This window comes from Streptomyces sp. CNZ301 (genome assembly GCF_004217425.1).
This window is the reverse complement of record NZ_SHLG01000001.1, coordinates 3,318,097-3,344,304: the sequence shown is the minus strand read 5'-3', so window position 1 is coordinate 3,344,304 and position 26,208 is coordinate 3,318,097. Positions and strand designations below refer to the sequence as shown.

General features: G+C 69.9%; 23 protein-coding genes and 1 pseudogene. 3 read left to right on the top strand and 21 right to left on the bottom strand.

Annotated features, from left to right (window positions below):
• The 11 genes from EV375_RS14320 to EV375_RS14270 all read right to left on the bottom strand — a co-directional run bounded on the left by EV375_RS14320 (nucleotide 1) and on the right by EV375_RS14270 (nucleotide 11,707).
• The gene (locus EV375_RS14320) at nucleotides 1-555 is read right to left on the bottom strand and encodes a hypothetical protein (protein WP_486588477.1); all 555 of its coding nucleotides are present in this window, start codon (nucleotides 553-555) and stop codon (nucleotides 1-3) included.
• Complete coding sequence (locus EV375_RS14315; RefSeq protein WP_130299788.1) at nucleotides 528-1,823, bottom strand: MlaD family protein; 1,296 nt, start codon at nucleotides 1,821-1,823, stop codon at nucleotides 528-530. The genes EV375_RS14320 and EV375_RS14315 overlap by 28 nt, the downstream gene beginning before the upstream one ends.
• Nucleotides 1,820-3,040 (bottom strand): MCE family protein, encoded by a 1,221-nt coding sequence (locus tag EV375_RS14310; protein WP_486588476.1) that lies wholly within the window; start codon nucleotides 3,038-3,040, stop codon nucleotides 1,820-1,822. Before EV375_RS14310 ends, EV375_RS14315 begins: the two co-directional genes overlap by 4 nt.
• A gap of 92 nt (nucleotides 3,041-3,132) precedes the next feature.
• Nucleotides 3,133-4,296, bottom strand: coding sequence for an MCE family protein (locus EV375_RS14305; RefSeq protein ID WP_130299786.1), 1,164 nt, complete (start codon nucleotides 4,294-4,296; stop codon nucleotides 3,133-3,135).
• Nucleotides 4,293-5,291: an MCE family protein gene (locus EV375_RS14300; RefSeq protein ID WP_130299785.1), complete on the bottom strand. Its 999-nt coding sequence runs from the start codon at nucleotides 5,289-5,291 to the stop codon at nucleotides 4,293-4,295. Before EV375_RS14300 ends, EV375_RS14305 begins: the two co-directional genes overlap by 4 nt.
• The gene (locus EV375_RS14295; RefSeq protein ID WP_130299784.1) at nucleotides 5,288-6,316 is read right to left on the bottom strand and encodes an MlaD family protein; all 1,029 of its coding nucleotides are present in this window, start codon (nucleotides 6,314-6,316) and stop codon (nucleotides 5,288-5,290) included. The genes EV375_RS14300 and EV375_RS14295 overlap by 4 nt, the downstream gene beginning before the upstream one ends.
• A complete protein-coding gene (locus EV375_RS14290) occupies nucleotides 6,313-7,596 on the bottom strand; it encodes an MCE family protein (RefSeq protein WP_486588475.1) in 1,284 nt (427 codons plus the stop codon). The genes EV375_RS14295 and EV375_RS14290 overlap by 4 nt, the downstream gene beginning before the upstream one ends.
• A gap of 6 nt (nucleotides 7,597-7,602) precedes the next feature.
• On the bottom strand, nucleotides 7,603-8,433 hold the full coding sequence (locus tag EV375_RS14285) for an ABC transporter permease (protein ID WP_130299783.1): 831 nt from the start codon (nucleotides 8,431-8,433) through the stop codon (nucleotides 7,603-7,605).
• A gap of 3 nt (nucleotides 8,434-8,436) precedes the next feature.
• The gene (locus tag EV375_RS14280) at nucleotides 8,437-9,207 is read right to left on the bottom strand and encodes an MlaE family ABC transporter permease (RefSeq protein ID WP_130299782.1); all 771 of its coding nucleotides are present in this window, start codon (nucleotides 9,205-9,207) and stop codon (nucleotides 8,437-8,439) included.
• Nucleotides 9,204-10,388 (bottom strand): ABC transporter ATP-binding protein, encoded by a 1,185-nt coding sequence (locus tag EV375_RS14275; RefSeq protein ID WP_486588474.1) that lies wholly within the window; start codon nucleotides 10,386-10,388, stop codon nucleotides 9,204-9,206. The genes EV375_RS14280 and EV375_RS14275 overlap by 4 nt, the downstream gene beginning before the upstream one ends.
• 170 nt (nucleotides 10,389-10,558) lie before the next feature.
• Complete coding sequence (locus EV375_RS14270) at nucleotides 10,559-11,707, bottom strand: sigma-70 family RNA polymerase sigma factor (RefSeq protein ID WP_130299781.1); 1,149 nt, start codon at nucleotides 11,705-11,707, stop codon at nucleotides 10,559-10,561.
• Between the two features lie 403 nt (nucleotides 11,708-12,110).
• Between EV375_RS14270 and EV375_RS14265 the strand changes: the two genes are divergently transcribed.
• Nucleotides 12,111-13,577, top strand: coding sequence for a D-alanyl-D-alanine carboxypeptidase family protein (locus EV375_RS14265; RefSeq protein ID WP_130299780.1), 1,467 nt, complete (start codon nucleotides 12,111-12,113; stop codon nucleotides 13,575-13,577).
• Nucleotides 13,578-13,698: 121 nt separating this feature from the next.
• Here the strand turns inward: EV375_RS14265 and EV375_RS14260 are convergent.
• From EV375_RS14260 to trpS, 3 genes and pseudogenes are all read right to left on the bottom strand, one after another.
• Nucleotides 13,699-14,526: pseudogene (locus EV375_RS14260) on the bottom strand (YihY/virulence factor BrkB family protein); the annotation flags it as partial.
• Nucleotides 14,527-14,634: 108 nt separating this feature from the next.
• Nucleotides 14,635-15,258, bottom strand: coding sequence for a 2'-5' RNA ligase family protein (locus EV375_RS14255; protein WP_130299779.1), 624 nt, complete (start codon nucleotides 15,256-15,258; stop codon nucleotides 14,635-14,637).
• Nucleotides 15,259-15,375: 117 nt separating this feature from the next.
• Nucleotides 15,376-16,389, bottom strand: a complete 1,014-nt coding sequence (trpS, locus tag EV375_RS14250; RefSeq protein WP_130299778.1) for a tryptophan--tRNA ligase — start codon at nucleotides 16,387-16,389, stop codon at nucleotides 15,376-15,378.
• Between the two features lie 333 nt (nucleotides 16,390-16,722).
• On the opposite strand from trpS, the gene rocD reads away from it, so the two are divergent.
• Nucleotides 16,723-17,928, top strand: a complete 1,206-nt coding sequence (gene rocD / locus EV375_RS14245; protein ID WP_130299777.1) for an ornithine--oxo-acid transaminase — start codon at nucleotides 16,723-16,725, stop codon at nucleotides 17,926-17,928.
• A gap of 178 nt (nucleotides 17,929-18,106) precedes the next feature.
• Here rocD and EV375_RS14240 read toward each other — a convergent pair whose 3' ends face one another.
• The gene (locus EV375_RS14240; protein ID WP_486588473.1) at nucleotides 18,107-19,402 is read right to left on the bottom strand and encodes an acyl-CoA thioesterase/bile acid-CoA:amino acid N-acyltransferase family protein; all 1,296 of its coding nucleotides are present in this window, start codon (nucleotides 19,400-19,402) and stop codon (nucleotides 18,107-18,109) included.
• 92 nt (nucleotides 19,403-19,494) lie between these two features.
• Between EV375_RS14240 and EV375_RS14235 the strand changes: the two genes are divergently transcribed.
• On the top strand, nucleotides 19,495-20,412 hold the full coding sequence (locus tag EV375_RS14235) for a transglutaminase-like domain-containing protein (protein WP_130299776.1): 918 nt from the start codon (nucleotides 19,495-19,497) through the stop codon (nucleotides 20,410-20,412).
• An 83-nt stretch (nucleotides 20,413-20,495) separates the two neighbouring features.
• Here the strand turns inward: EV375_RS14235 and EV375_RS14230 are convergent, their stop codons facing one another.
• The 6 genes from EV375_RS14230 to EV375_RS14205 all read right to left on the bottom strand — a co-directional run bounded on the left by EV375_RS14230 (nucleotide 20,496) and on the right by EV375_RS14205 (nucleotide 25,985).
• Nucleotides 20,496-21,485, bottom strand: a complete 990-nt coding sequence (locus EV375_RS14230) for a S1 family serine peptidase (protein WP_130299775.1) — start codon at nucleotides 21,483-21,485, stop codon at nucleotides 20,496-20,498.
• Between the two features lie 228 nt (nucleotides 21,486-21,713).
• Nucleotides 21,714-22,505, bottom strand: a complete 792-nt coding sequence (locus EV375_RS14225; protein ID WP_130299774.1) for a succinate dehydrogenase iron-sulfur subunit — start codon at nucleotides 22,503-22,505, stop codon at nucleotides 21,714-21,716.
• Nucleotides 22,505-24,259 (bottom strand): succinate dehydrogenase flavoprotein subunit, encoded by a 1,755-nt coding sequence (gene sdhA / locus EV375_RS14220; protein WP_130299773.1) that lies wholly within the window; start codon nucleotides 24,257-24,259, stop codon nucleotides 22,505-22,507. Before sdhA ends, EV375_RS14225 begins: the two co-directional genes overlap by 1 nt.
• Before the next feature lie 26 nt (nucleotides 24,260-24,285).
• Nucleotides 24,286-24,768, bottom strand: a complete 483-nt coding sequence (locus EV375_RS14215; RefSeq protein WP_130299772.1) for a succinate dehydrogenase hydrophobic membrane anchor subunit — start codon at nucleotides 24,766-24,768, stop codon at nucleotides 24,286-24,288.
• Nucleotides 24,769-24,774: 6 nt separating this feature from the next.
• The gene (gene sdhC, locus EV375_RS14210) at nucleotides 24,775-25,155 is read right to left on the bottom strand and encodes a succinate dehydrogenase, cytochrome b556 subunit (protein ID WP_130299771.1); all 381 of its coding nucleotides are present in this window, start codon (nucleotides 25,153-25,155) and stop codon (nucleotides 24,775-24,777) included.
• Between the two features lie 314 nt (nucleotides 25,156-25,469).
• Nucleotides 25,470-25,985 (bottom strand): 2-oxo-4-hydroxy-4-carboxy-5-ureidoimidazoline decarboxylase, encoded by a 516-nt coding sequence (locus tag EV375_RS14205; protein ID WP_130299770.1) that lies wholly within the window; start codon nucleotides 25,983-25,985, stop codon nucleotides 25,470-25,472.
• Nucleotides 25,986-26,208: the final 223 nt, after the last annotated feature.

Here is a 26,208-nt window from a genome sequence, read left to right as displayed (position 1 = left end):
TCAGGACACGAACTCGACGTTCGAGGTGAGCCAGCGTCCGCCCTCTTGCACGAGGTCGAGCTGCAAGCGGTAGTTGCGGGTCTCCCCCTTGGGCGTGGAGACGTTCTTCACCGTGCTGTCGGCGACGACCAGCACCCGCGCCGACTTGTCGTCGGCCCGGACGACCCCCGCCTCCAGGACCTGCCCCTTGGAGACCGACTTGTTCTGGGTGACGAGTTGCGTCAGCTCCTCCGTCTGCGCGGAGAACTGCTTCTTGAACCGGCCGGTGGCGCCTTGCAGGACGTTCCTGCTGTCCGCCTCGTAGGTCTTGTAGTGAAGCGATGTGAAGTTCACCGCTGTCTGCCGTGCGGCGGAGAGGACGTCCTGCCGGCGCTGTTCCTCCTGGTGCTGTCCGTAGAGCTGGTAGCCGAAGTAGCCGGACAGCGCGAGCAGCGCGCCCGCCGCGGCCACGAGCGCTGCGGTGATCGCCCGCCCGGTGCCGTCCAGGCGGCTGTCCAGCCGGGCGGCTATGCGGCCGGCCGCGAAGGTCATGCCATGGGTCCAACGAGCAGCCATTGCCAGGAGTCCTTTCCGAACGTGCTCTGTCCCCCGCCCGAGGTACCGATCCGAACGGTCCGTCCGTCCGGTCCGCGGACCGCTCCGGTCTCCGGGTCGTAGGGGCTGACCTGCGCCGCGGTCCGGTCAGCCGTACCTGCGCCGGCGCTGCCCGACCCGGAGGGCCGCGGGGAGTTCTGCGCTCCCCGGACGCTGGTGCCGCTGCCGCGCGGCGCCGTGCAGCGGGCGTCGGTGTTGGCGGGCCGCTCGCTGGTGTCCGAGGGGTCACGGCGCTTCGTGCCCTCGTACCCCTGCCGGCACGCCGGCGGGTCGTCGGCGTTGACGACCAGCCCGAAGTGCGTGGTGCCGTCACCGGGGACGACGGTCTTGCTCCCCGCGACGGTGAGCGGGAACGCGACGAGCAACTGTTCCATCCCCGGCAGCCGGGCCGAGGTGATCTGGCCGCCGCTGATGAGGTTGCCGATCAGCAGGGGCAGTGCCGACTCGTTGGCCTTGACCAGGGAGTTGATCTGCGGTGCGGCCGTCTGACCGTTCTTCAGCAGTTTCCGGAAGTCCCCGTCCCCGGACTTGACGTCGCCGCTGAGGAGCGCCAGGTCGCGGGAGAAGGATTTGATCGCCGACCCCTTGTCCACCTGCGTCTTGAGCACGGTCTCGGAGTTTTCGATCAGCGAGATCGTCTGCGGCAGTGACGCTGTTGCGGCCTTGACCAGCTTGTCGCCCGAGTCGACCGTCCTCCCCAGGGCCGGTCCCGTTCCGGCGAAGGCCTTGCCCAGCTCGTCGACCGTGACGCGCAGGTCCTTCTTGCCGACGGAGCGGGTGAGACGGTCCAGGCTGCGGATCATTTCCGTCGTGGGGAGCGGCACCCGCGTGTCCCGGCGGGCGATGGTGCTGCCGTCCTTCAGGTAGGGGCCGTTGCCGGTGCGGGGCTGGAGGTCGACATGCTGCTCGCCGACCGCGGAGCGGCTGGCCACCACGGCGAGCGAGTCGGACGGGATGCGCGGACCGTCATCGAGCCGCATCTCGACGGCGACACCGTCAGGTCCGGACAGCTTCAGTGCTCCCACGCGGCCCACGGGCACCCCGCGGTAGGTGACCTCGGCACCCTTGAAGATCCCGCCCGAGTCGGCGAACCGGGCCCGCACGGTGTAGCCCCGGTCCGTGAGGCGGTCGGCCAGTCCGGCGTACTCGGCTCCGACGTAGGAGACACCGGCGACGGTGATGGTGGCGAAGGCGATGAGCTGGGCCGTGACGGTACGGGTGAGCTTCACGGGTACATCCCCCCTGTCATGAGCCGGACGAGGGACGCGGAGACCCCGTTCCCGTAGCGGGGCCGCCCGTCGTGGTCCCGGTAGGAGATGGGGTCGCCGGTGCACAGCGGCGGGCACAGGGCTCCGTCTCCGCCGCCGTCTCCGCCGCTCCCGTCTCCGGGCAGGTCCGGGACGTCGGGCACGTCGGGCACGTCGGGCACATCGGGTGTGCCGGGGAGATCCGGCAGCTTCGGGCTTCCGGGGCGGGGCTTCCTCGGCTTCTTCTTCCTGTCGGTGAGATTGCCGTAGACGCTGTCGAAGTCGAGGTCGGCCGTCATCTTCATGTTGACGTAGTCGCCCTTGACCGCGTCCGCGGCGTTGCGCGGGAAGGGATAAGTGGTCAGCAGCTCCAAGGAGTTGGGCAGGTCGCTGCCGGCCTTGTTCAACTGCCGGAGAATCGGAGCCAGATGCCGCAGGTTCGCGACCGTGTCGTCGCGGGACGCGTTGACGACCCGGGTTCCGGTCTTCCCCAGTTCCGACATGGAGGTCAGCATCTTCGTGAGCTTGCGCCGCTCGTCGGCCAGCACCTTCAGGGCCGGTGGAAGGGTGTCCACCGCGGTGCCGACCGTCTTGCGCTCCCGCTTCATCCGCGCGGACAGTCTGTCGATCCCCTTCAGGGCACGCACGATCTCGTCGCGCTGCTTGTCGAGGCCGCCGACGAACTTGTCGAGCTGCTTGAGGAGGGACCTGACGCGGTCCTCCCGGCCGTCGAGGGCGTGATTCAGCTCCGTGGTGATGATCTTCAGCTGGGCCACGCCGCCGCCGTTCAGCAGCGCCGACAGGGCGGAGAGCACCTCTTCGATCTCGGCGCCGGAGCCGCTTCGCGACAGCGGGATCACCGCTCCGTCCCGGAGCCTGCCGTGCGGTTGCTTCACGCCCCCGGGCTCGGCCAGCGCCACGTACTTCTCGCCGAGGATGCTCGTCTGGCGCACCGAGGCGACGGCGTTGCCCGGCAGCTTCACGTGGTCGGCCACCCGCAGCCGGGCCCGTGCGTGCCAGCCGTCCAGCTGGATCTTCTCCACGGCGCCGACCGTGACGTTGTTGACCTTCACGGTGGACTGCGGCACGAGATCGAGCACGTCCCGGAACTCGACGGTGACGCGGTAGGCGTCGTCGTCGGCAGCGGCGCCGCCGGGCAGCGGCACGTCGTAGAGCCCGCTGAACGTGCAACCCGACATCAGCGATCCGGTGAGACCCCAGACGACGGCCCTCCTGACGGCTCTGTGCGCTGCGTTCCGCGGCGCACTGTGCGCTGTGCTGTTCACGGCGTTCATGCACGGTCCTCCAGGATTCCGCCGAGGGACCGGTCCATACGGGGCTTCTCCACCTTCGGGGCACCGGCCGCAGGCAGCTCGGGAAGCGAGTCGAAGAGGTCCTTCAGATCCCCGCAGTCGGTCTTCGGGTCGGCCGTCTTCAGCAGGGAGCACAGCACGGCGTCCGGATCCTGCGCCTGTTCGGCGTTGTTCCGGGTGTCGAGCGTGCCCGAGGACGGGTTGTACGCCTCCTTCAGGTTGGACAGTGCGGTGGGAGAGGCGTCCATCAGCTCCTCAAGGGCGCTGCGCTGCTTGACGAGTACGCGGGTCACCTTGCTCAGGCCCCGTACGTTGGAGCTGAGCGACTTCTTGTTCTCCTTGATGAAGCCGGACACGTCCCGCAGTGCGATCGCGAGGTACCGCACGGCAGCGACCAGGTCCTTCCGCTCCCCGGCGAGCGTCTTCGACGCCTTGGCCAGGCTGTCGTTGAAGGACCGTACGCTGTCGTCGTCGGCTGCGAGGGCGGCCGTGAAGACCTGCAGGTTCCGGATCGAGCCGAACATGTCGCCCCGCCCGTCGGAGAGTGTCGTCAGGGCTTTCGACAGGTCGTGGACCGTGCGGTTGACCTGCTTGCCCTGGCCGTCCAGGTTGTCCGCGCTGACACCCAGGAGCCGGGAGAGCGAGCCGTCCTTGTTGGCCCCCTTGGGGCCCAGCGCCTCGGACGTCATGTGGAGGCTGTCGTAGACGCGGTCCAGCTCCACCGGCTCGGCGGTGCGGTTCTGGGGGATGACCGCGCCGTCGGGCATCGCCGGGCCCTTGCGGTAGACGGGCAGGAGCTGCACGTAACGGTCGCTGACGACCGAGGAGTTGATGATCGCCGCCTCGGCGTCGGCGGGGATCTTGCGGTCGGCGGGGAACTCGAGGCGCACGCGAACCCGCTCGCCCTGCGGGGTCACGTCTTTGACCTCGCCCACCTTGACTCCCAATATCCGCACGTCGGACCCGGGGTAGATGCCGACGGTGCGGCTGAAGTAGGCGGTGACGTTCTTGGGGTCGCTCCGGGGCCAGAGCACGATCACCGCCGCGGCCGTCACCACCAGCGCCACGGCGAGCGCAAGGGCGGAGCGCGGGTCGGTGCGCACACGGCGCAGTGAGCCGAGCGCGGCAGGCAGAGGCTTCATCGGGACCCTCCCGGCTTCACGTCGGGGCCGCCGCGGGGTTTCCCGGGCACGGCGACCAGGTTCTGCACGTACGAGTCGAACCAGGGCCCGTTCCCGAGGGTGTTGGCGAAGACGCGAGAGTAGGGGCCGAGCAGTTCGGCGCTGCGGTCGAGGCTCTTCTGGTTGCGTTCGAGCATCCGCACCACGGTGTTCAGACGGGATAGCGCGGGGCCTATCTGCTCGCGGTTGTCCTTCACCAGGCCGGAGAGCTGGACGCTCATCCGCACCGCGTTCTTCAGCAGCGAGTGGATGACCTTCCGCCGGGCGCTGATCTCCTTGAACAACTTGTCTCCGTCATCGACGAGTCGGGTGAAGTCCCCCGACCGCTCGGCCAGGACGCCGCTGACGCCCTTGGCGTGCCGGAGCAGTTCACGCAGCTTCTCGTCGCGGGAGGAGACCGTCCGCGACAGCTTCGACAGGCCCTTGACGGAGGCCCGGACCTCCGCCGGCGAGTCCTTGAAGGTGGCGGAGAGCGTGTCCATGGACTTGGCCAGCCGCTTCTTGTCGATCTTCTCCGAGGTGGTCGTCAGATCGCTGAACGCCTCCACCACGTCGTAGGCGGGGGTGGTGCGGGAACGCGGGATCGTGCTGCCCTCCGGCAACTGCCCCCGGCCGTCCGGTTCGAGCGCGAGGTATTTCGCGCCGAGGATCGTCTTGACGCGGATGGCGGCCCCGGTGCGCGTGCCCAGCGCGGGGTCGCCCCTGAGCCGGAAGGCCACCCGGACGTGGTCGTCGTCGAGCGCCACCTCGTCGACCTTGCCGACCTTCACCCCGGCGATGCGGACCTCGTCGCCCGGCTTGAGACCGCCCGCCTCGGAGAAGGCGGCGCTGTAGTGGTCGCCGCTTCCGATCAGCGGCAGGTCGTCGATGTTGAACGCGGCCGCGGTGAGCAGCGCGAGGGTGGTGAGGCCCGCGATTCCGATCTTCACCGGACTGCGGTCACGGAAGGGGGTCATCCGCCGCACCTCCCACTGGCGACGTGGTACTCGGGAGTGATCACCTTGGCGGTGCCCGGCAGCACGACCTTGCCGTCGAAGTCGCACATGTAGAAGTTGAACCAGGAGCCGTAAGTGGCGGTGCCGGTCAGCTTGTTGAGCTTGCCGGGCAGCCGCTGGATCACGCCCTCGACGGTCTTCTCGTGCCCGTTCAGCGTCCTGGACAGCTTCGACAGCTCCCCGATGTCCGTCTTCAGCGCGGGCCGGCCGTCCTCCAGCAGGCCGGCGGTGGCACCGGTCAGGTCGTTGATGCCGGCCAGGGAGTCGCCGATCGGCTTGCGGTCGGCGGAGAGCCCGGAGATGAGCCGCCTGAGCTGTGTGAGCAGGGAGGAGAAGCGTGCGCTGCGCTTGTCCAGCGTGGCCAGCACGGTGTTGAGGTTCGTGATGACGGCGCCGATCAGCTTGTCGCGCTGGGCGAGCGTCGTCGTCAGCGAGGCGGTGTGTGCGAGCAGGCTGCCCACGGTGCCGCCCTCGCCCTGCAGCGTCTTGATGATCTCCGTTGCGAGCTGGTTGACGTCGTTCGGACTCAGCGCTGCGAAGAGCGGTTTGAAGCCGTTCAGGAGCACGTTGAGGTCGAGCGCGGGCTGCGTCCGGGAGAGCGGGATGTGCCCGCCGTCCGGCAGTCGCGAGCCGTTCCCCGCGCCTTCGGTGAGGGCGATGTACCGCTGGCCGACCAGGCTCCGGTAGCGGACGGTGGCACCCGTGCTGCGCAGCAGCGGACGTTCGCCGCTGACGGTGAACTCGACCTCTGCCAGCTTGCGGCGCGTGACCCGGATGTCCTCGACCTCGCCGACCCGCACCCCGGCCACGCGGATGTCGTCGCCCTCCTCCAGGCTCGTGACGTCGCTGAAGGTGGCGGTGTAGGTCTTCTCGGGCCGGAAGTTGAAGTTGACGATGGTCGCCGCGAGCAGTGCCGTCGCCGCCACCGTCACCACGGCGAACACGCCGAACTTGATCAGGGGCCCGGTGATCGTGCGTGCGCTCATGCGACGTTCACCTTCGTTCCCCGCGCCATCGGGCCGAAGAGGAGCGTGGCCACCGGCGGCACCTCGTCGGCGGACTCACCCATGACCGGAGCCACGAGCGGGCCGATGAGCCGCTGTTCGGCCGCGGTCCCCGACACGGGGCCGGGGCCGGCCGCGGAGGCGGAGCTCGACCGCGTGCTCGATGTCCCGTCCGCGAGCGGATAGTTGGGCGCGGGCACCGGCGGGTTCGGCAGATCCGCGCAGAAGGGACCGGCATCGGCCTCGTTGCGCGGCTCCTCACCGGGCTTGTAGCCGGGGCGCGGGCGTACGAACTCGAGCGTGATCCGCATCTTGCCGCCCCTGAACGCCGCGTCGGAGCGGTTGCTCTGGTCCACCAGGCCGTTCAGCAGGCACGGGTACTCGGGGGAGTACTCGTCCAGGAGGGCCAGCGTGGGCCGGGACACCCGCCCGAGGGTGATGAGACGGTCCTCGTTCTGGCCCAGGAAGCCCTCGAGGGTGTCGGACGCGGTGGTGGTGCCGGTCAGGAACGCCCGCAGGGTCTGTCTCTTCTCCACCACCGTCCGGCTGGTGGTGACGGTGTTGCGCAGTACTCGCAGCAGGTCGGGCGCGGCGTCCGCGTAGATCTCGGTCGTGTCGGCGAGGCGGGAGATGTTCCGCTGGAGCGCCGGCATGTGCGGGTTGAGCTTGCGCAAGTAGGCCTCCAGCCTGGCCAAGTTGGAGCCGATCTTCTCCCCCCGTCCCTCCAGCGCCGTGGCGAAGGCGGAGAGCGTGGCGTTGAGGTCCCCGGGACGCACGGCCCGCAGGAGCGGCAGGAGGTCGTCCATCAGCTTCTGGAGCTCCATGCCGGCCCTGGTGCGGTCCTGGGTGATGACGTCGCCGTCCTCGATGTGCCGGTGCGAGGAGCCGGCCGTGGTGACCAGGTCGACGTACTTCTCCCCGAAGAGCGTCTTGGGCAGCAGCCGGGCGTGCACGTCCGAGGGGATGTGCCTGGTCTGACCGGGCTGCAGGGCGATGTCCAGCGTCGCCTTCCTCCCGTCGGTCCGTACGTCGCGGACCTCGCCGACGATCAGGCCGCGCAGTTTGACGTCCGCGCGCCGCTGCAGTTGGTTGCCGAGGGTGTCGGCCTCCAGCGTGATCCGGACGACCGGAGTGAACACCTGCTGGTAGACGGCGACGGTGAGCGACAGCAGCAGGGCGATCACAGTGAGGAAGACGACCCCGTACAGCCGCAGCCGGGCGGCGGTCGACAGTGGTCCGCGTATCGCGGCGGGCATCTGCATCGGCGGCTACCCCGCAATCCGTACGGTCGTGCTGGCGCCCCAGATCGCCAGGCTGAGGAAGAAGTCGATGACGTTGATGGCGACGATGGAGGTGCGCACCCCCCGGCCGACGGCCACGCCGACTCCGGCCGGGCCGCCCTTGGCGTGGTAGCCGTAGTAGCAGTGGACCAGGATGATCACGACGGCGAAGACGATCACTTTCCCGAAGGACCAGAGCACGTCGACCGGCGACAGGTACTGCTGGAAGTAGTGGTCGTAGGTGCCTGCGGACTGCCCGAAGTAGAGGGTGGTGATGGTCCGTGAGGCGAAGTAGGAGGAAAGCAGCCCGAGCACGTACAGCGGGATCACCGCCAGGAACCCGGCGAGCATCCGCGTCGTCGCCAGGAACGGCAGCGAGGGGACGGCCATCACCTCGAGAGCGTCGACCTCCTCGTTGATCCGCATCGCACCGAGCTGCGCGGTGAAGCCGGCGCCCACCGTCGCGGACAGCGCGAGGCCCGAGACCAGGGGGGCGATCTCGCGGGTGTTGAAGTAGGCGGAGAGGAAGGCCACGAAGTTGGAGGTGCCGAGCTGGTTGAGCGCGGTGTACCCCTGGAGGCCCACCTCGGTACCGGTGAAGAACGTCAGGAACGCGATCACGCCGACCGTTCCGCCGACGACCGCCAGCGCCCCGCGGCCGAAGCTCACCTCGGCCAGCAGCCGCAGCACCTCCTTCCGGTAGCGGCGCACCGTCCGGTGGCTCCACGCGAGCGAACGCCCGTAGAAGACCAGTTGGGTGCCCAGCTCCTCCAGGGAGCGGAGTGGCCGGGTGAGAAGACTCTTGTCCGACAGCGCCATGCCCTACCCCCTCTGCGGAACGATCTGGAAGTAGACGGCGGTCATCACGAAGTTCGTGACGAACAGCAGCATGAAAGTGATCACCACCGACTGGTTCACGGCGTCACCGACGCCCTTGGGCCCGCCCTTGGCGTTGAGCCCCTTGTACGAGGCGACGACGGCGGCGATCGCTCCGAACACCAGCGCCTTGATCTCGCCCGCCCACAGGTCGGGGAGCTGCGCGAGTGTGGTGAAGGAGGCGAGGTACGCGCCCGGAGTGCCGTCCTGGAGGATGACGTTGAAGAAGTAGCCCCCGGCCACGCCGACCACCGAGACGAGCCCGTTGAGCAGGGCGGCGACCACCATCGCCGCCAGCGTCCGCGGAACGACGAGCCGGTGCACCGGATCGATGCCCAGCACCTCCAGGGCGTCGATCTCGTCCCGGATCTTCCGGGACCCGAAGTCCGCGCAGATGGCGGTGCCTCCGGCTCCGGCGATCAGCAGGGCCGTGACGATCGGGGACGCCTCCCGCAGCACTGCCAGCACGGATGCGGCGCCCGCGAACGACTCGGCGCCCAACTGCCGCGTCAGGCTTCCGATCTGCAGCGCGATCACGGCGCCGAAGGGGATCGAGACGAGCGCTGTCGGCAGGATCGTGACGCTGGCGATGAACCAGGCCTGCTGGATGAACTCCCGCAGCTGGAAAGGGCGTCGGGGCAGGGCGCGCAGGGTGTCCAGGGCAAGGGCGAACAGGTCGCCCGAGTGTCTGGCCGCTGTGGTGGGGGAGATCTTCATGTGGCACCGTCCGCCTTGCGCTCCGCGTCGTGGGCGGCCTTCCGGGCGGCTCTCCAGCGGGCGAACAGGCCGGGTCCGCGGCCTTGCTCTCCTTCCGGTTCCACGGCCGGCTCCGTCCCGGTCTCCCGTGCCGGCTCCAGGGCGGCCTGCGCTCGCGGCCCCGTGCCGGTCCCACGAGCCGTGCCGGGCACACGGCCCTCGTCGCTCCTACGGCGCTTGCCGGCCCCGGGCCCCACCCAGGCCGCACGGGCTCTCTCGAGTTCCGCGATCGTCTCCCATCGCCGCGGCCGCTCGATGCCGGCACTGGGCAGCAGCCGGGGTACGGACGCCGCGGCGAGCGCGGCTCCCCTGTCGGGAAGACGGCCGCCGCCGTTCCCGGCTTTCAGCGCGGCCAGTTCCTGCTCGACCTGTGCGGCGTCCTTCTCCTCCGCCATCCCGATCGGGCCCTGCATCCGGCCGCCCAGGAACTGGCCGACCACGGGTTCGTCGCTGTGCAGCAGCAGGGCACGGGGGCCGAACATCACCAGCTCGCGGCGGAAGAGCAGGCCGATGTTGTCCGGGACCTGACGGGCCGAGGCGATGTCGTGGGTGACGATCAGGAACGTGGCGTCGATCTGCGCGTTGAGGTCCACGATCAGCTGGTTGAGGTAGGCAACGCGCACCGGGTCGAGCCCCGAGTCGGGCTCGTCGAAGAGGATGATCTCCGGATCGAGCACCAACGCCCGTGCCAGCCCGGCCCGTTTGCGCATGCCGCCGGATATCTCGCCCGGAAGCTTGTCCTCGTCGCCGATGAGACCGACCATGTCCATCTTCTCCGACACGATCTTCTTGATCTCGCTCTCCGTCTTGCGGGTGTGCTCCCGCAGCGGGAAGGCGATGTTGTCGTAGAGGTTCATCGAGCCGAAGAGCGCACCGTCCTGGAAGAGGACGCCGAAGAGCTTTCGCACCTCGTACAGGTCGTGCCGGCTCAGCTGCGTGATGTCCTGGCCCGCGACGTGGATCGAGCCCCGGTCCGGCCGGAGCAGCCCCACGAGAGTCTTGAGGAAGACGGACTTGCCCGTGCCCGACGGGCCGAGCATGACCGATATCTCCCCGGCGGGCAGCGTCAGCGAGACGTCCTGCCAGATGACCTGCGTGCCGAAAGACTTGGTCAGCCCTGACACACTGATCTCGACGCCCATCCAGCCCACCTTCCAGCCCGTAGACCAACCGTCCTGCCACGTGTTCTACGGCGGGGAGTGCGTCGTCCGTCGCGAGCGGCGGAAAAAATTTCTGGACAGTGCGGGGGATATCCGGCCGACCGGTGTGCGCCGGGGCGCGTGGGCCCGGTCAGGGGTGTGGGCAGGGGCGGCTACGGGAGGTCTTCGGCCGACGTCCCGAGGAGGGGCTCGGACGGCGCGGAGGGCTCGACCGGTGTGCGCACCGATGACGTGTCCGGTGCCGTCGGCTTCGGTACGTCCGCCCGCGGCGACGGGACCGCGGAGGAGGGACGGGGCGGCACCTGCGGTTCGGCGGGGGCCGTCAGCTCCGGTGCGTCCGTGTGCTGCGCCACCGTCGACGGGATGGATGTGACCCGCCCCGGCAACCGGGCGTGCGGGATGTCGGGCCGGACTCCGACGTCCGTGACGTGCGAGGCCGGCAACGTGTCCGTCCGCAGTACGCCGACCGGCCCGGGGAGCGCGAACACCGCCACCGGCGGTCCCGTGCCGGCCGGCACCCGCGCGGCACCCGCTTCGCTCCCGCGGCCTCCCGCCGGCTCCGGGGTGGCGGCGGGCGCTCCCGGGCCGCCGGGCCCCGCCGCGGGTCCCCCGGGGCGTGTGGTCGCGGGCCGTGGCCCGTCGGCCCCGGGCCAGGCACCACCGGGCAGGAGGAGTCCGAGAACCGCCAGCGTCGCGGCGGTGGACGCGACGCCTGTGGCCACCGCGCCGCCGCCGGTACGGGCCCAGCCCGTCACCCAGTGCCAGCTCCCGAAAGCGAGCGCGCCGGCGAGCAGTCGGCGCAGCGTCCGTCGGCCGCGGGCGAGCAGCGACTCCACCGTGCGGTAGCTCAGCCCCATCTCCTCGGCCACCTGCGCGACGTCCAGGTTCGCGGACTTCAGCCACAGTGCGTGTGCCTGCCGCGGGGGCAGTTCGCTGCTGCGCTGCGCCAGCCAGTCCGCCTCCAAGCGGTCGCAGACCAATTCCTCCACCGAGGAGTGGAAGGACGCGGCGGGGGAGAGGCCCTGCACGTCTGTCTCGCGGCTCACCTGCCGGTGCCGGTCCACGCACAGCCGGATGGTGACCGTGGTGAGCCACGCGCCCACCCGGCTCTCGTCGAGGTCCGGCTTCTCCCACGCCCGCAACATCGCCTCGTGCACGGCGTCCTCCGCGTCCTCGACGCCCAGGGACCGGCGGCGAGCCACCTTGAGAAGCTGCTCACGGTGGCTCCAGATGCACTGCCAGCGTCTGTCGGAAGCGTCGACCGAGCCGTTGCACGACCCGGTTTCCCTCTCCATCGTCATCTGAGTCCCTGCGCCATCGGGGTCGGGTACGTGTGCGGGAGGTGGGGCGCCCGACCATACCCTTCAGTAGCTTCGGTGGGGAGGGGTGTGAGCTGCTGTCTTTGCCGGATGCGTACGGCGGTGGCTCCGCGCGGGGGCGGGCCCGGGGCGGGGCGGCCGTCCTCGCGGAGGTTCGTCCCGAAGCTGATCCGGACGGTCGGGACCACACTCCGAGATCGGCAGGAACATGACGCGGGACGGCTGAGGCCGAGGGGACGCGTGGAGGCGGCGTATGTCTGTCGGCCTAACCGCGTAGCCCATGAGGGGCCACCTGACGGGCCCTACGGAGGACTGCGGCATCCACAAGTGTTCGAGGGGCATGTAATTTCGCCCTGTGCCGACTTCCTCACTCAGCGCCGTTCGCATGTCCGCGACAGCCGCCGCCGCCTTGTCCCTCGCACTTCTCGCCCCCGCATCGCTCAGCGGCACCGCTCATGCGGCCTCCCCCGGCGCAGCGCCCGCTCGTGCCGTGGCCGACGAGGGCGAGGAACCGCAGCCGCCGGCCCGTATGTCGGAGGTCGGCGGGAAATCGCTCGGCTCACCCGGTACGCAGATGAAGCCCAAGTCCGGGCAGAAGCCGCCGGAACTCCCCGAGGACATCACCGCGCGGTCCTGGATCGTCTCCGACGCGGAGTCGGGGAAGGTGCTCGCCGCCAGCAACGCGCACTGGAAGCTGCCGCCGGCCAGCACGCTGAAGATGCTCTTCGCCGACACAGTGCTGCCGAAGTTCCCGAAGACGAAGACGCACAAGGTCAAGGCGTCCGACCTGGAGGGGCTGGGAGAGGGCAGCAGTCTCGTCGGCGTGAAGGAGGACCAGACGTACTCCGTGCGCGATCTGTGGCGCGGTGTCTTCCTGCGTTCCGGCAACGACGCGGTCCACGTCCTCGCCGCGATGAACGGCGGCAAGGACAAGACCGTCCGCGAGATGAACGAGCAGGCCGAGAAGCTGCGGGCCGGGGACACCAACGTCGTCAGCCCCGACGGCTACGACAAGAAGGGCCAGGTCTCCTCGGCGTACGACCTGACGCTCTTCGCGCGCAACGGAATGCAGAAGGCCGACTTCCGCGAGTACGCCTCCACGGCCCGCGCCCAGTTCCCCGGCGAGGAGAAGAAGGGGAAGAAGCGGGAGACGTACGAGATCCAGAACACCAACCGGCTGCTGACCGGCGACATCGGCCTCGACCCGTACCCGGGCATCGCCGGCGTGAAGAACGGCTCGACCTCGAACGCCGGGGCGACCTTCACCGGCGTCGCACAGCGCGGCGACAGGGTCCTGCTGGTGACGTGCATGCACCCGGACGGTCGGCAGGGCGGGCTCGAGGTCTACAAGGAGACCGCCAAGCTCTTCGACTGGGGGTTCAAGGCCGCGGACAAGGTCGAGCCGGTCGGCGAACTCGTCGCGCCGGCCGGCATCGGCTCCTCCGGGAAGTCCGGTGACCGCGAGGACCGCGGCAAGGCCGCCGAGAGGGCCACCGGTGGCAGCGGCGAGGGCGGCGAGGACTCGGGCGGAGCCGGGATCGCCCTGGCCATCACCGCCGGCTGTCTGGTGCTCGTGGCGGCGGTGGCCTACGCGGTGCACCGCCGCTGGCCGATCCCGGAGCTGGCGAAGCTGCGGACTCTTCCGTTCGTCCACGGAACCCCTCCGGCCTCTGCGGGCGGTTCCGCCTCCCTCACGGACTCCGCTTCCGGCTCCGCCACCGGTGCGGACTCAAAAGCCGGCTCCGGGGGGACGGGCTCTCCGGACTCTTCCGACTCTTCGGACTCTCCGGGCTCTCCCGGTCAGGACGGGCCTTCGGGCTCGGATCCGGTGGGGGCTCGGAAGCCCGACTGACACCGCGCCGGGATTCCGCGTCGCGTACGGGAGCGGCGCGTTCGGACTCCGCGGGTTCGGGCGCGCCTCTCCCGAGTGCGTCGATGTCCTCGATCGGTTTGCGGGTGCGTTCCGTCGCCGTCCACGCCGCGCAGAAGAGCATCAGCTTCGCCATGAAGCTGATCCACAGGAGCAATGCGATCGGCGTACCGAAGGCACCGTAGATGCTCTTCGTCGCGACGCCCCGCAGATAGCCGCCCAGCAGCAGCTTCAGCAGCTCGAAACCGACGGCGCCCGTCCCGCAGGCCAGGACGGTCGCACGGCGGGGCGGACGGACGCCGGGCAGCACCGTCAGCACGTACCACAGCAGCGCGAAGTCAGCCGCGAGAGCCGCCGCGTATCCGGCCGCGCTCAGCAGGAACGTCCCGACCCCGTGCTCGCGGAGCCCCACAAGACCTGCTGCCCAGCCGACTGTGGAGACGGCGAACGCGGACCCGGCGAGCGAGACGAGCCCGACGAGCCCGAGCCCGGCCAGCGCCCCGAGGTCCTTCAGCTTCAGCACGACCGGGTTGCCCGGGTCCTCCTCCAGGTCCCACAGCGCGCGCAGGCTCTCCCGGAGGGTGCCGACCCAGTTGACGCCGGTGAGTACGAGCACCGCACCCGCGACGAGCCCGATGGTGCCCGCGTTGTCGGCCAGGGACTGCAGATTCAACTGATCGGAGATTCCCGGCACTTGACGGTCGATCGTGCGCTGCACGGTCCGCATCCGCTCGGGAGTCAGCAGCGACGCCCCGACGGCCGCGAAGACCGCGAACATGGGGAAGAGGGAGATGAAGCTGGTGAAGGTGACGGACGCGGCGTGCCGGTCCCACTTGTGCTTGTCCAGATGCTGGTAGACCCGCCATACGCGGGTCCGGAAGAACCACGCCGCCACGGGACCGATCACCGGCAGCTTCTTCAGCCATTCCATGATCGGCGACTACCCGCTCAGCGGTCTCTCATCCGGCTGCCCCGCCTGGCCCGGCGGGCCTGCCGGCCCCGCGTGGCCGGGCGAACCTGCGAACCTGCGGGTCTGCGCTCAGTGCGACGGAGCGAAGGAGTCCGCGCCGTCCCCGCAGACGGGGAAGGGCTGCGGGACCTGCCGCGGAACGCCGGAGACGGACAGCGCCGGCTCCTCGCCCGAGCCGAAGGTGAACTTCCGCTGGAGTCGCCATACGAGGTCGGAGCCCTGCTCGTACAGTGCGAAGCCCGTGGCCGTCCACGACGCCTCGAAGCCGGCCAGCTCCTCGAAGGCCCGGTCCATCGATTCCTCGGAGATCCCGTGCGCGACGGTCACGTGCGGGTGGTACGGGAAGGCCAGTTCACGCGCCACCGGGCCGTCCGCGGCGCGCACCCGCTCCTGGAGCCAGGAGCACGCCGACGCCCCCTCGACGAGCCGCACGAAGACCACGGGGGAGAGCGGACGGAAGGTGTCGGTGCCCGACAGGCGCAGAGTGAACGGGCGCCCGGCCGAGGCCACCCGGGCCAGGTGCGCCTCGATCGCCGGCCGGTCGGCCGGGTCGGCCTCCGTCGGCGGGAGCAGGGTGATGTGGGTGGGGATGCCGTGAGCCGCCGGGTCACCGAAGCTCGCACGCCGCTGCTGGAGCAGACTGCCGTGCGGCTCGGGGACGGCGATCGATACACCGAGCGTGACGGTCCCCACCTCGTGCTCCTCCCTGCTCGATGGCCGGTCCCCGGCCTGCTGTCTGGGCTTGTGTGCTGTGAGCTGCATCTTCCTGGCTGGTGGTCGTGAGCCGCTGCCGGCTGGTCTTCCGTGGCCTCAGTGCTTGCCGGGCAGCAGTCCCACCTTGTCGTAGGCCTGAGCGAGCGTCTCGACCGCGACGGCCCGTGCCTTCTCCGCGCCCTTGGCCAGGAGCGAGTCCAGCGTCTCCGGGTCGTCCAGGTACTCCTGCGTACGGGCGCGGAAGGGGGCCGCCCACTCGCTCACGATCTCGGCGAGGTCGGTCTTCAGCGCACCGTAACCCTTGCCTTCGTACTTCTCCTCCACATCCGCGACCGCGGAATCCGTCAGCGTGGCGTAGATGGTGAGCAGGTTGCTGATGCCCGGCTTGTTCTCGGGGTCGAATCGGATCTCGGTGCCCGTGTCCGTCACCGCGCTCTTGATCTTCTTCGCGGACGCCTTCGGGTCGTCCAGAAGGTCGATGATCCCCTTCGGCGACGACGCGGACTTGCTCATCTTGATCGTCGGGTCCTGGAGATCGAAGATCTTCGCCGTCTCGCGCAGGATGTGCGGCTCGGGGACGGTGAAGGTCCTGCCGTACCGGCTGTTGAACCGCTCCGCGAGGTTCCGCGTGAGTTCGACGTGCTGGCGCTGGTCCTCACCGACGGGAACCCGGTTGGCCTGGTAGATCAGGATGTCGGCGACCTGGAGGATCGGATACGTGAACAGGCCCACGGACGTCCGGTCGGCCCCCTGGCGCGAGGACTTGTCCTTGAACTGCGTCATCCGGGAGGCCTCGCCGAAGCCCGTCAGGCACTCCATCAGCCAGCTCAGCTGGGTGTGTTCGGGCACGTGGCTCTGCACGAAGAGGGTGCAGCGCTCCGGGTCGAGGCCGGTGGCCAGCAGCTGCGCCGCGGCGAGGCGGGTGTTGGCCCGCAGCTGCGCCGGATCCTGCGGAAGTGTCAGAGCGTGCAGGTCGACGACCATGTAGAAGGCGTCGTGGGTCTCCTGCATCGCGACCCACTGACGCACGGCACCCAGGTAGTTGCCGATGTGGAACGAGCCCGAGGTGGGCTGGATGCCGGAGAGTACACGCGGACGGTCATTGGCCATGCGCCCATTGTCTCAGGTCCGCCCGGCCGGGCGCGCACAGTTGTGCAGTGACCTGAGGCACCGTGTCGCGTGTGCGTGCCGCCTCAGCGCGGTTCCCGCGTCCGCGTGCGCCGGCTCCGCGCCCCGTCCACGGCCGGGCCGGTGCTGCGTCCGCCCGCTTCTCTCCGCCCCGCCCGCCCCGGATCGTCCCGTGAGAACCCCGCACCGGCAGCAAAGCTTCTTCGCAGCAGGCCGGGTGGACGATAGAAATAGGCAGCCTTCCGCACCGCCACGGGAAGAACGTGGCGCAGCGGGAGGCGCCGCGGGACCACACGAGACGAACGGAGACCCCGGATGTCCACGTCGGAAAGGCTGATCGCCGCCTCCGAAGCGCGCAGCGCCCACAACTACCACCCCTTGCCCGTCGTCATCGCCTCCGCAGAGGGCGCGTGGGTGACGGACGCCGACGGGCGGCGCTACCTCGACATGCTCGCCGGTTACTCGGCGCTCAACTTCGGACACCGCAACCAGCGGCTCATCGACGCCGCCAAGGCCCAGCTGGACCGGGTGACGCTCACCTCCCGCGCCTTCCACCACGACCGCTTCGGCGAGTTCTGCGAGCAGCTCGCCGAGTTGTGCGGCATGGAGATGGTCCTGCCCATGAACACCGGCGCGGAGGCCGTGGAGACCGCCGTGAAGACGGCCCGCAAGTGGGGTTACCGGGTCAAGGGCGTGCCCGACGGGCGCGCGAAGATCATCGTCGCGGACAACAACTTCCACGGGCGTACGACGACGATCGTCTCCTTCTCCACCGACCCCGAGGCACGCGCCGACTTCGGTCCGTACACGCCGGGGTTCGAGATCGTCCCCTACGGAGACCTCGCCGCCCTGGAGGCCGCAGTCGACGACGAGACCGTCGCGGTCCTCCTGGAGCCGATCCAGGGCGAGGCGGGCGTGCTGGTGCCGCCGGCCGGCTACCTGCCGGGCGTGCGTGAACTCACGCGCCGCCGCAACGTGCTCATGATCGCGGACGAGATCCAGTCCGGGCTGGGCCGCACCGGCGCGACCTTCGCCCTCGAACACGAGGGCGTGCAGCCCGACATGTATGTGCTGGGCAAGGCGCTCGGCGGCGGTGTCGTGCCGGTCTCGGCGGTGATCTCCTCGCGGGACGTGCTGGGTGTCTACAGGCCCGGCGAACACGGGTCGACCTTCGGCGGGAACCCGCTCGCGTGCGCCGTCGCGCTGGAAGTGATCGCCATGCTGCGCACCGGCGAGTACCAGCAGCGTGCGAAGGAGCTGGGCGAGCACCTCCACCACGAACTGGGCGTGCTGACCGGCGGCGCCGCGGTGCGCGAGGTGCGCGGCCGCGGTCTGTGGGCGGGCGTGGACATCGATCCCGCGCACGGCAGCGGCCGGGAGCTGTCGGAGAAGCTGATGGAACGCGGAGTGCTGGTCAAGGACACGCACGGCTCGACGATCCGTATCGCGCCCCCGCTCGTGGTGACGAAGGAGGACCTCGACTGGGGTCTGGAGCAGCTCGTCGACGCACTCGGCGGCTGATCCGGGCTCGGCGGCTGGTCCGGGGGCTTCGGCCGGCGCCCGCGGGCGCGCCGCCGCACAGACGGGCGGGACCGTGCGAGAGGCACTCGCACGGTCCCGCCCGTACTGCTTCTGAACGGTTCTGCGGCCCCTGTGTCTCCTTCTCCGCCCCTGCGTCTCCGGCCTCTCCGGTTCCGCTCTACTTCTGCAGCAGATTCAGCACCCGCGCCCAGCTGTCCTCGCGGGCCTCCTGGTCGGAGCCGGAGGTGCTGACGACCTCCCCGTCGGCGCCGCCCTCCTGGCCGGGCTGCCCGAAGGGGAACCAGTTCACATGGTGGCCCGCCTTCGGGTACGTGACCTGCCGGTGGCTCGCGCCGGACGCGTTGTGCTGCGAGGCGATGACGCGGGCGGCCCCCGCCGAGCCCCACATCTTGTCGTTCCCGCCGGCGATCGCGAGGACCGTGCCGCGTACGTTGTCCAGCCGGATCGGCCCCGCCGGGATCGGCCGGCCGCGCTCGGCCCAGGCTGCGCGGCCCGAAGGCCCCGCCAGATAGGGGCCGTTGACCTTGGCGGAGGGCGCGTAGGCGATGACGTCGCGGAAGACGCGCGGGTGGCGCTGCCCGAGGAGCTGCGCGATCTCGCTGCCGCGCGAATTGCCCATCACCGCAAGGCGGTCGGGGTCGGCGCCCGGCTCGTGGGCCAGTACGCGGGCGGCCCTGACGAAGTAGGACGTGTCGATCATGTTGATGGCGTCAGGGCGCCCGGAGCCCTTGCCGCAGCGGAAGTAGCACAGCGACATGGCCGGATGGCCGTGCGCGGCCAGCAACGCGGCCGCGTACTCGCCGGAGTTGCCGCCCTCCGAACCGCCGAAGACCAGGACCGGTGCGCGGCGGCGCTCGCCCTTCGGCGGCGTGTACATCTCGCCGTCGATGCGGTTCCTCGCGACAGTGAGCTTGCGGTGGCGCACCTTGGACGTCAGCCACTGGCGGGTGACCGTACGGTCCGCGATGTGCTCGCCGTTCTCGCTGACGGTCAGGCGCACTTCGTACGAGCGCTTCTCGGCGGGTGACGGCGGGTGGTAGGAGAAGGCGTCGCCGCTGCCGGTCATCTTCACGCCACTTCCCGACGTGGGCAGCATCGCGCCGAACAGTCCCATGCTGTCCGCCTCGGCGTACGGGCGTCCGCCGCGCGGTGCCTGCTTCTCCAGATCGACGCGGCCGTGGGCGTCGGCGCTGAAGTCGCCGCGCGCGCTCCACCGTTGACCCCGCTGGTCCACGGCGTGCGTGGCGACAGTCACACGGTCCCGTGCCCCGAGCCCGCCGATGCGCACCTTCATGTCCTGGTCGGCGAGCGCCACGGGACGGTCGACGTGGATCGCCGCGTGGTCGTCGTCCGGCTTGGCCGCGTCGTCCGTGCCGCCGCCGGAGCAGGCCGCCGTCGCGGCCAGCATCAGCAGCGCGGCGAAGCCCGCTCTTGCCTTCGGTATGCGTCCCACGCGGGGCACCCTACGCACCCCCGCGCGGGTCCGCGGAACCTGGTATTCCTCCCGGCTGGAAATCCGGGACGATATCCGCAACGATTTCGCGCATGCTGCCCGCAGAGCGTGACTTCTATTTAACTCAGAGCGCCCACAGTGATCCGGGTACAGAGGACAGACTCGCGGGGCTGCCCAGTAGTCCCGACGAACTGGCCCTTCTCGTGAGGCACTTGCTCATCCACCGCGAGGAGGCCGGCCGTTTCGGGTGTGCCCTGCCGGAATCCCGCTACCGCACCGAAGCCGAAACCCGCTACATAGCCGACATCCTGGACATGGTGCTGGAGCTCGACGACGCTCCGCTCATCGCACCCCGCCGTCCTCTCGACCGCTTCGCCGGCACGTGCCGCGACTTCGCGCTGCTGCACTGCGCACTGCTGCGCCACTCCGGCACCCCGGCCCGTATCCGCTGCGGCTACGCCACCTACTTCGCCGAGGGCTTCCACGACGACCACTGGGTCACCGAATACGTACATCCCGAGCGCGGCTGGACGCTCAGCGATCCGCAGATGGTGCCGGACGTGCGCATCGAGTCCCCGTACGAGCTGGACTTCGACCCGCTCGACGTGCCCCGCGACCGCTTCCTCGTCGCCGGGGAGAGCTGGCGCCGCTGCCGCAGCGGTGAGGCCGACCCGAAGACCTTCGGCGTCAGCGTGCTGGGCCTGATGGGCATGTGGATGGTGCGCGCCAACGTCGTACGCGACCTGGCCGCGCTCAACAGGGCCGAGGTGCTGCCCTGGGACGCGTGGGGAGCCGGCGACGCCGGGCGCGACGGCCAGGACGAGGCCGGGGAGGAGACGCTGGCCGTGCTCGACGAGGCGGCCCGCGTAACCGTGGCCGCGGACTTCGACGAGGTGCGCGCGCTGTACCGGAACAGCCCGGGCCTGCGGGTGCCGGAGTCGGTGACCTCCTACCAGTCCTACGACGGCGAGTGCGAGGTGCGTCTGCGCGGCGACCCGGAGGCTGGATAGCCGCGGCGGGGCCGGAGGTCGTGAGGACCTCCGGCCCCGCCGCAGCGACGGTGGCTATGACTGTGCGGGGTATCCCCGCGGGTTCAGCCGGCCTGCGCGGTCTCGTACAGCGTCTTCGCGTCCTCCCCGAAGTACGGACCGAACATCGTGTTCGGCAGGAAGGTGTAACCGAAGCTGTTGACCGAGGCCTGCAGACCCGTGCCCGACGCCTCGTCGAACTCCGTGAACCACGGGCCGCCGCTGGAGCCGCCCGTCATGTTGCACGAGAGGCCGTGGTCCTTGGTGAGCAGGAAGTCCTGGAAGGACGTTCCGCTGCAGTAGATGAGCTTCTCGCCGTCGTACGGGTCGGCGGCGGGGAAGCCGAAGGCGTACATGGTGGTGTTGTAGGGGGCGTTGAACGAAAGCCCCTGACCGCCGACGACGTCCGTGAGCTTCTTGCCGTCCAGCGGGTTCACCACGGCGGCGCCGATGTCGAAGTTCATGTCCTCACTGGCCTCCCACTGCGGGGTGGTCAGCGTCTTGGAGGCGGTCCACTTGCCGTGCGGTGCCTCGCCGTCGTGGTAGCCGGGCACGAACACCCAGTCGGTGTGCCAGGCGCCCTGGTACTTCACGCAGTGCCCTGCCGTGATGACCGTACTGCCGTTGTCGCTGGTGACCGCGTCGCCGGAGCAGGAGGCGTCACGGCCGCCCATCTTGAAGAAGACACGGCCCGTGGTCTCGACCACGTCGCCGCCGCCGGACCAGGGACCGCCCGGCTCGGGCAGCGCCTTGGTGATGGGGTCCGTGTCGAGCGGGGGTATCTTCAGCTCCTCGCCGCGGGGCACGGCCTTGCCTGCCCGCTCGACGGCGCGGGCACCGATGTCGAGGAGATCTTCGACCGGCGTGGCCTCACGCATCCGCTCGGCGGTCCACGCCCCGGCGGCGCGTTCCTGTGCGGCCTTGGGCACCGCCGAAGTGGGCGTGCTGCCGCCGGAGTCGGCGGTCGCGGGGGTGGTCTGCAGCGCGAGGCCGAGGAGGGCGCCTGCGGCCACCAGGGCGCCGGCGGTGCGGCGCGTACGTCGTGTGCGTCTCACGCGTACTCCTTCTGCTGGGATGGGGCAGATGAGGGGTGCGGACAGACGTGCGTTTGCAGGGATACGAGATCCCGGTGATGCGGTGGTGCGTCGATAGCGTGCCCCGAAATCGGCCCCGATGAACGGAAGTCGGGGCACCGGCACGACAAAGCGCCCGGGGCCGTGCCCCGGGCGCCGTCGCGTTCCTGTCCGAGCGGGCGCGTGGCGGGCGCCCCCTCGCGTCGTGGGTCAGAAGCGGCGCGTGATCAGCGCCCGCTTGACCTCCTGGATCGCCTTCGTCACCTCGATGCCGCGAGGGCAGGCGTCCGTGCAGTTGAACGTCGTACGGCAACGCCACACGCCGTCCTTGTCGTTGAGGATCTCCAGCCGCTGCTCGCCGGCCTCGTCGCGGCTGTCGAAGATGAACCGGTGGGCGTTGACGATGGCCGCCGGGCCGAAGTACTGCCCGTCGTTCCAGAAGACCGGGCACGAACTGGTGCACGCCGCGCACAGGATGCACTTCGTGGTGTCGTCGAAGCGCTCCCGGTCCTCGGCGGACTGCAGCCGCTCACGCGTCGGCTCGTTGCCGCTCGTGACGAGGAACGGCATGACGTCCCGGTACGCCTGGAAGAACGGGTCCATGTCGACGACGAGGTCCTTGAGGACCGTCAGGCCCTTTATCGCCTCGACGACGATCGGCTTGGCGCCCTTGCCGTCCTTGATCGCCGCTATGTCCTTGATCAGCGTCTTGCAGGCCAGCCGGTTGCGGCCGTTGATGCGCATCGCGTCCGAGCCGCAGATGCCGTGCGCGCAGGAACGCCGGAAGGTGAGCGTCCCGTCCAGCTCCCACTTGATCTTGTGGAGCGCGTCCAGGACGCGGTCCTTGGGGTCGATGTCGAGGGTGAAGTCATCCCAGCGGGCCTCAGCCGAGACCTCCGGGTTGAAGCGGCGGATCCGGAAGGTGACCGTGACCAGGTGCGAGGCCCCGGGCCGCGAACCTGCCGCGGAATCGCCCGACTTGTCCAGAACTGCGGTGCTCATCAGTACTTACGCTCCATCGGCTGGTAGCGGGTCTGCACGACCGGCTTGTAGTCGAGCCGGATCGACTCCGTGCCGTCGTCACCCACTTCGCGGTACGCCATGGTGTGCCGCATGAAGTTGACGTCGTCGCGGTTGGGGAAGTCCTCGCGGTAGTGACCGCCGCGGGACTCCTTGCGGGCGAGGGCGGAGACGGCCGTCACCTCGGCCAGGTCCAGCAGGTTGCCCAGCTCGACGGCCTCGAGCAGATCGGTGTTGAAGCGCCTGCCCTTGTCCTGGACGCTGATGTTCCTGTAGCGCTTGCGCAGTTCGCCGATCTCCTCGACGGCCTCCTTCAGCGTCTGCTCGCTGCGGAAGACCATGACGTTCTTGTCCATGCACTCCTGGAGCGCCTTGCGGATCTCCACCACGCGCTCGTTGCCCGTGGCGTCCCGCAGGTTCTCCACCTCGCCCTCGACGAACGCGGCAGGGTTCTCCGGCAGTTCGGTGAAGTCGGCGGTGGCGGCGTACTCGGCGGCGGCGATGCCGGCGCGCCGCCCGAAGACGTTGATGTCCAGCAGCGAGTTGGTGCCGAGACGGTTCGCGCCGTGCACGGAGACGCAGGCGACCTCGCCGGCCGCGTACAGCCCGGGCACCGGCGTGTTGTTGTCGGCCAGCACCTGGCCCTGCACGTTGGTCGGCATGCCGCCCATCGCGTAGTGCGCGGTCGGCTGGATCGGCACCGGGTCGGTGTACGGCTCGATGCCCAGGTAGGTACGGGCGAACTCGGTGATGTCCGGCAGCTTCGCGTCCAGCTGCTCGGGCGGCAGGTGCGTCAGGTCGAGGAAGACGTGGTCCTTGTCCGCGCCGCAGCCGCGCCCCTCACGGATCTCGGTGTAGATCGCGCGGGAGACGACGTCACGCGAGGCGAGGTCCTTCATCACCGGGGCGTACTTCTCCATGAAGCGCTCGCCGTCCCGGTTGCGCAGGATGCCGCCCTCGCCGCGGGCGCCCTCGGTGAGCAGGATGCCCATCTTCCAGATGCCCGTCGGGTGGAACTGGAAGAACTCCATGTCCTCCAGCGGCAGTCCGCGCCGGAAGGCCGCGGCCTGTCCGTCCCCGGTGAGGGTGTGCGCGTTCGAAGTGACCTTGAAGAACTTGCCGTTGCCGCCGGAGGCGAAGACGACCGCCTTGGCCTGGAAGACGTGGATCTCGCCGGTGGCCAGCTCGTAGGCCACGACGCCGGCGGTCTTGCGCACACCGTCGACCTCGTTCAGGAGCAGGTCCAGGACGTAGAACTCGTTGAAGAACTCCACGCCCTCCTTCACGCAGTTCTGGTACAGCGTCTGAAGGATCATGTGGCCCGTGCGGTCCGCCGCGTAGCAGGAGCGGCGCACCGGCGCCTCACCGTGGTTGCGGCTGTGACCGCCGAAGCGGCGCTGGTCGATGGTGCCGTTCGGGGTGCGGTTGAACGGCAGGCCCATCTTCTCCAGGTCGAGGACGGAGTCGATGGCCTCCTTCGCCAGGATCTCGGCGGCGTCCTGGTCGACCAGGTAGTCGCCGCCCTTGATCGTGTCGAAGGTGTGCCACTCCCAGTTGTCCTCCTCGACGTTGGCGAGGGCCGCGGCCATGCCGCCCTGGGCGGCGCCGGTGTGGGAGCGGGTCGGGTAGAGCTTCGTCAGTACGGCGGTGCGGCTGCGCTTGGTCGCCTCGATGGCGGCGCGCATGCCGGCGCCGCCGGCCCCGACGATCACGGTGTCGTACTTGTGGATCTTCATTGGGTTACCTCAGCCCCGTACGTGCGTCAGCGGATGTTCGGGTCGAAGGTGAAGATCACCAGCGTGCCCAGCAGGACGGTGAAGACGGTCGCCGTGTACAGGAGCATCTTCAGCCACAGGCGGGTGCCGTCCCGCTCCGCGTAGTCGTTGATGACGGTCCGCAGGCCGTTCGCGCCGTGCAGCGTCGCGAGCCACAGCATCATCAGGTCCCAGACCTGCCAGAACGGCGAGGCCCAGCGCCCGGCGACGAACGCGAAGCTGATCTTGGTCACGCCGCCGTCGAGCACGAGCTGGATCAGCAGGTGGCCGATGACCAGGACGACGAGGACGATGCCGGACAGCCGCATGAACAGCCATCCGTACAGCTCGAAGTTGGTGCGGGTCGCCTTCGGGGTCTGCGAGGTGCGGACGCGCGGTGGCGTGATCACCGGCGCGGGGTTGTCGACGCTGTAGCGGGAGCCGCCGTCGCCGGCGCTCTCGGAGGTCGTGTTCGCGGTGTCGGTCGACATGGTTCATCAGCTCCCGAACAGCGAGTGCAGAGTGTGCTGCAGGACGGGGTAGAAGGCGCCGATCATCAGCACGCCCCAGATACCGGTCACGGTCCAGAGCATCTGCTTCTGGTACCTCGGGCCCTTCGACCAGAAGTCGACGGCCACGACCCGCAGGCCGTTCAGCGCGTGGAAGAGGACCGCGGCCACGAGGCCGTACTCCATGAGATTGACGAGCGGCGTCTTGTAGATCGCCACCGTCTCGTCGTACGTCTCGGGCGATACGCGGACGAGCGCAGTGTCCAGCACGTGCACGAACAGGAAGAAGAAGATGAGGACGCCGGTGACTCGGTGAGCCACCCAGGACCACATTCCTTCCCGGCCGCGGTACAGCGTTCCAGCCGGCACGGAAAAAAACTCCTCCGGGAGCGAAGTCAGAGCCGGCCGCCATCTTCGACTGAGAATGCAGCGGTGTCGGTCGGGCTCGGCCGGGTACGGTCCACCGGCCTGAGCCATCGTAACGACGCATTGTCGGTACGTCGGCCCCGGGAGGGCCGGATGTGATCAATCAGGCAGAGACGGCCGGCGCGGAGGAGGGGCAGGCGGGAACTCCGGACCGCCGCGCTGTGACCTGGGGGCTCGCCGACCGGACGCCGAAAGAGGTGCGCCGCGAGGCCTGCGTCACACGAGCCCCCCGCGGGGCGCGGCACGCCCCGGCAGGCCTACGGAAGACCTCCGACGATGTGCCGGAGCCTGGCGCGGGCGAGGCGCCGCAGCTCCTCCGCCACCACCGGACGTTCCTCCTCCGGATCGTTTCCGAGGCGTGTCCGGATGGCGGCGAGGGCCTGGCCGAGCTGTTCGTCCGGGCCCCATTCGTCGAGGCACATGAGGAAGGCGTGGCCGAAGCGGTTCTCGTACGCGGCATGCGCCGCCCGCAAGGCGGTGTGCGCCACGAGGACCCCGGGCCGGTCGTGCCCCCGCGGACCGCCGCCGGATGCGGACCGCGCCGAGCCGTCGGCGGGTGAGGGCAGTTCGGGCGACTCCGAGGACAGCGCCTCGGCCACGTCCGCCGGCGTCATGTCGTAGCTCGCCTCGTCCAGGGCGGCCAGCAGCGAGCCCGCCTCCGGGTACGGGCGGAAGGCGGCGATGCGGGCGGCCCAGCGGCTGCTCCCGCAGCAGCGCAGCAGCACGGCGGCGGCCACTTCGTCGGGAGCGGCGTTGAAGCGCGACAGCGGCATCGGAAGCGGAGCCGGCACCGGTCCGGGCCAAGCCGGCGCCGGGCCGGCTCCGGCGGGCGGGCCGTCCTCCGGCCCTCGGTCGGGGCCGCCCCCGCCCAGCAGGCCGGGGGCGCTCCCGGGGGCGCCGAGGGTATGCACTGCCGGGGCCTTCTCGTCGCTTCGCGGGCTTGGGGGCGGCATGGGCTCCTCGGGGGGCCGACTGGCGTGTGGGTACCGGTCCGGC

What these genes read in the sequence shown, in the direction of transcription:
- sdhA (WP_130299773.1), bottom strand. Translation starts at nt 24,259, where the DNA reads ATGAAGATCCACAAGTACGACACCGTGATCGTCGGGGCCGGCGGCGCC.
- EV375_RS14205 (WP_130299770.1), bottom strand. Translation starts at nt 25,985, where the DNA reads ATGCCGCTGTCGCGCTTCAACGCCGCTCCCGACGAAGTGGCCGCCGCC.
- EV375_RS14285 (WP_130299783.1), bottom strand. Translation starts at nt 8,433, where the DNA reads ATGGCGCTGTCGGACAAGAGTCTTCTCACCCGGCCACTCCGCTCCCTG.
- EV375_RS14280 (WP_130299782.1), bottom strand. Translation starts at nt 9,207, where the DNA reads ATGAAGATCTCCCCCACCACAGCGGCCAGACACTCGGGCGACCTGTTC.
- EV375_RS14225 (WP_130299774.1), bottom strand. Translation starts at nt 22,505, where the DNA reads ATGAGCACCGCAGTTCTGGACAAGTCGGGCGATTCCGCGGCAGGTTCG.
- EV375_RS14235 (WP_130299776.1), top strand. Translation starts at nt 19,495, where the DNA reads ATGCTGCCCGCAGAGCGTGACTTCTATTTAACTCAGAGCGCCCACAGT.
- rocD (WP_130299777.1), top strand. Translation starts at nt 16,723, where the DNA reads ATGTCCACGTCGGAAAGGCTGATCGCCGCCTCCGAAGCGCGCAGCGCC.
- EV375_RS14290 (WP_486588475.1), bottom strand. Translation starts at nt 7,596, where the DNA reads ATGCAGATGCCCGCCGCGATACGCGGACCACTGTCGACCGCCGCCCGG.
- EV375_RS14295 (WP_130299784.1), bottom strand. Translation starts at nt 6,316, where the DNA reads ATGAGCGCACGCACGATCACCGGGCCCCTGATCAAGTTCGGCGTGTTC.
- trpS (WP_130299778.1), bottom strand. Translation starts at nt 16,389, where the DNA reads ATGGCCAATGACCGTCCGCGTGTACTCTCCGGCATCCAGCCCACCTCG.
- EV375_RS14215 (WP_130299772.1), bottom strand. Translation starts at nt 24,768, where the DNA reads ATGTCGACCGACACCGCGAACACGACCTCCGAGAGCGCCGGCGACGGC.
- EV375_RS14310 (WP_486588476.1), bottom strand. Translation starts at nt 3,040, where the DNA reads ATGTCGGGTTGCACGTTCAGCGGGCTCTACGACGTGCCGCTGCCCGGC.
- EV375_RS14275 (WP_486588474.1), bottom strand. Translation starts at nt 10,388, where the DNA reads ATGGGCGTCGAGATCAGTGTGTCAGGGCTGACCAAGTCTTTCGGCACG.
- EV375_RS14270 (WP_130299781.1), bottom strand. Translation starts at nt 11,707, where the DNA reads ATGACGATGGAGAGGGAAACCGGGTCGTGCAACGGCTCGGTCGACGCT.
- EV375_RS14320 (WP_486588477.1), bottom strand. Translation starts at nt 555, where the DNA reads ATGGCTGCTCGTTGGACCCATGGCATGACCTTCGCGGCCGGCCGCATA.
- EV375_RS14265 (WP_130299780.1), top strand. Translation starts at nt 12,111, where the DNA reads ATGTCCGCGACAGCCGCCGCCGCCTTGTCCCTCGCACTTCTCGCCCCC.
- EV375_RS14300 (WP_130299785.1), bottom strand. Translation starts at nt 5,291, where the DNA reads ATGACCCCCTTCCGTGACCGCAGTCCGGTGAAGATCGGAATCGCGGGC.
- EV375_RS14305 (WP_130299786.1), bottom strand. Translation starts at nt 4,296, where the DNA reads ATGAAGCCTCTGCCTGCCGCGCTCGGCTCACTGCGCCGTGTGCGCACC.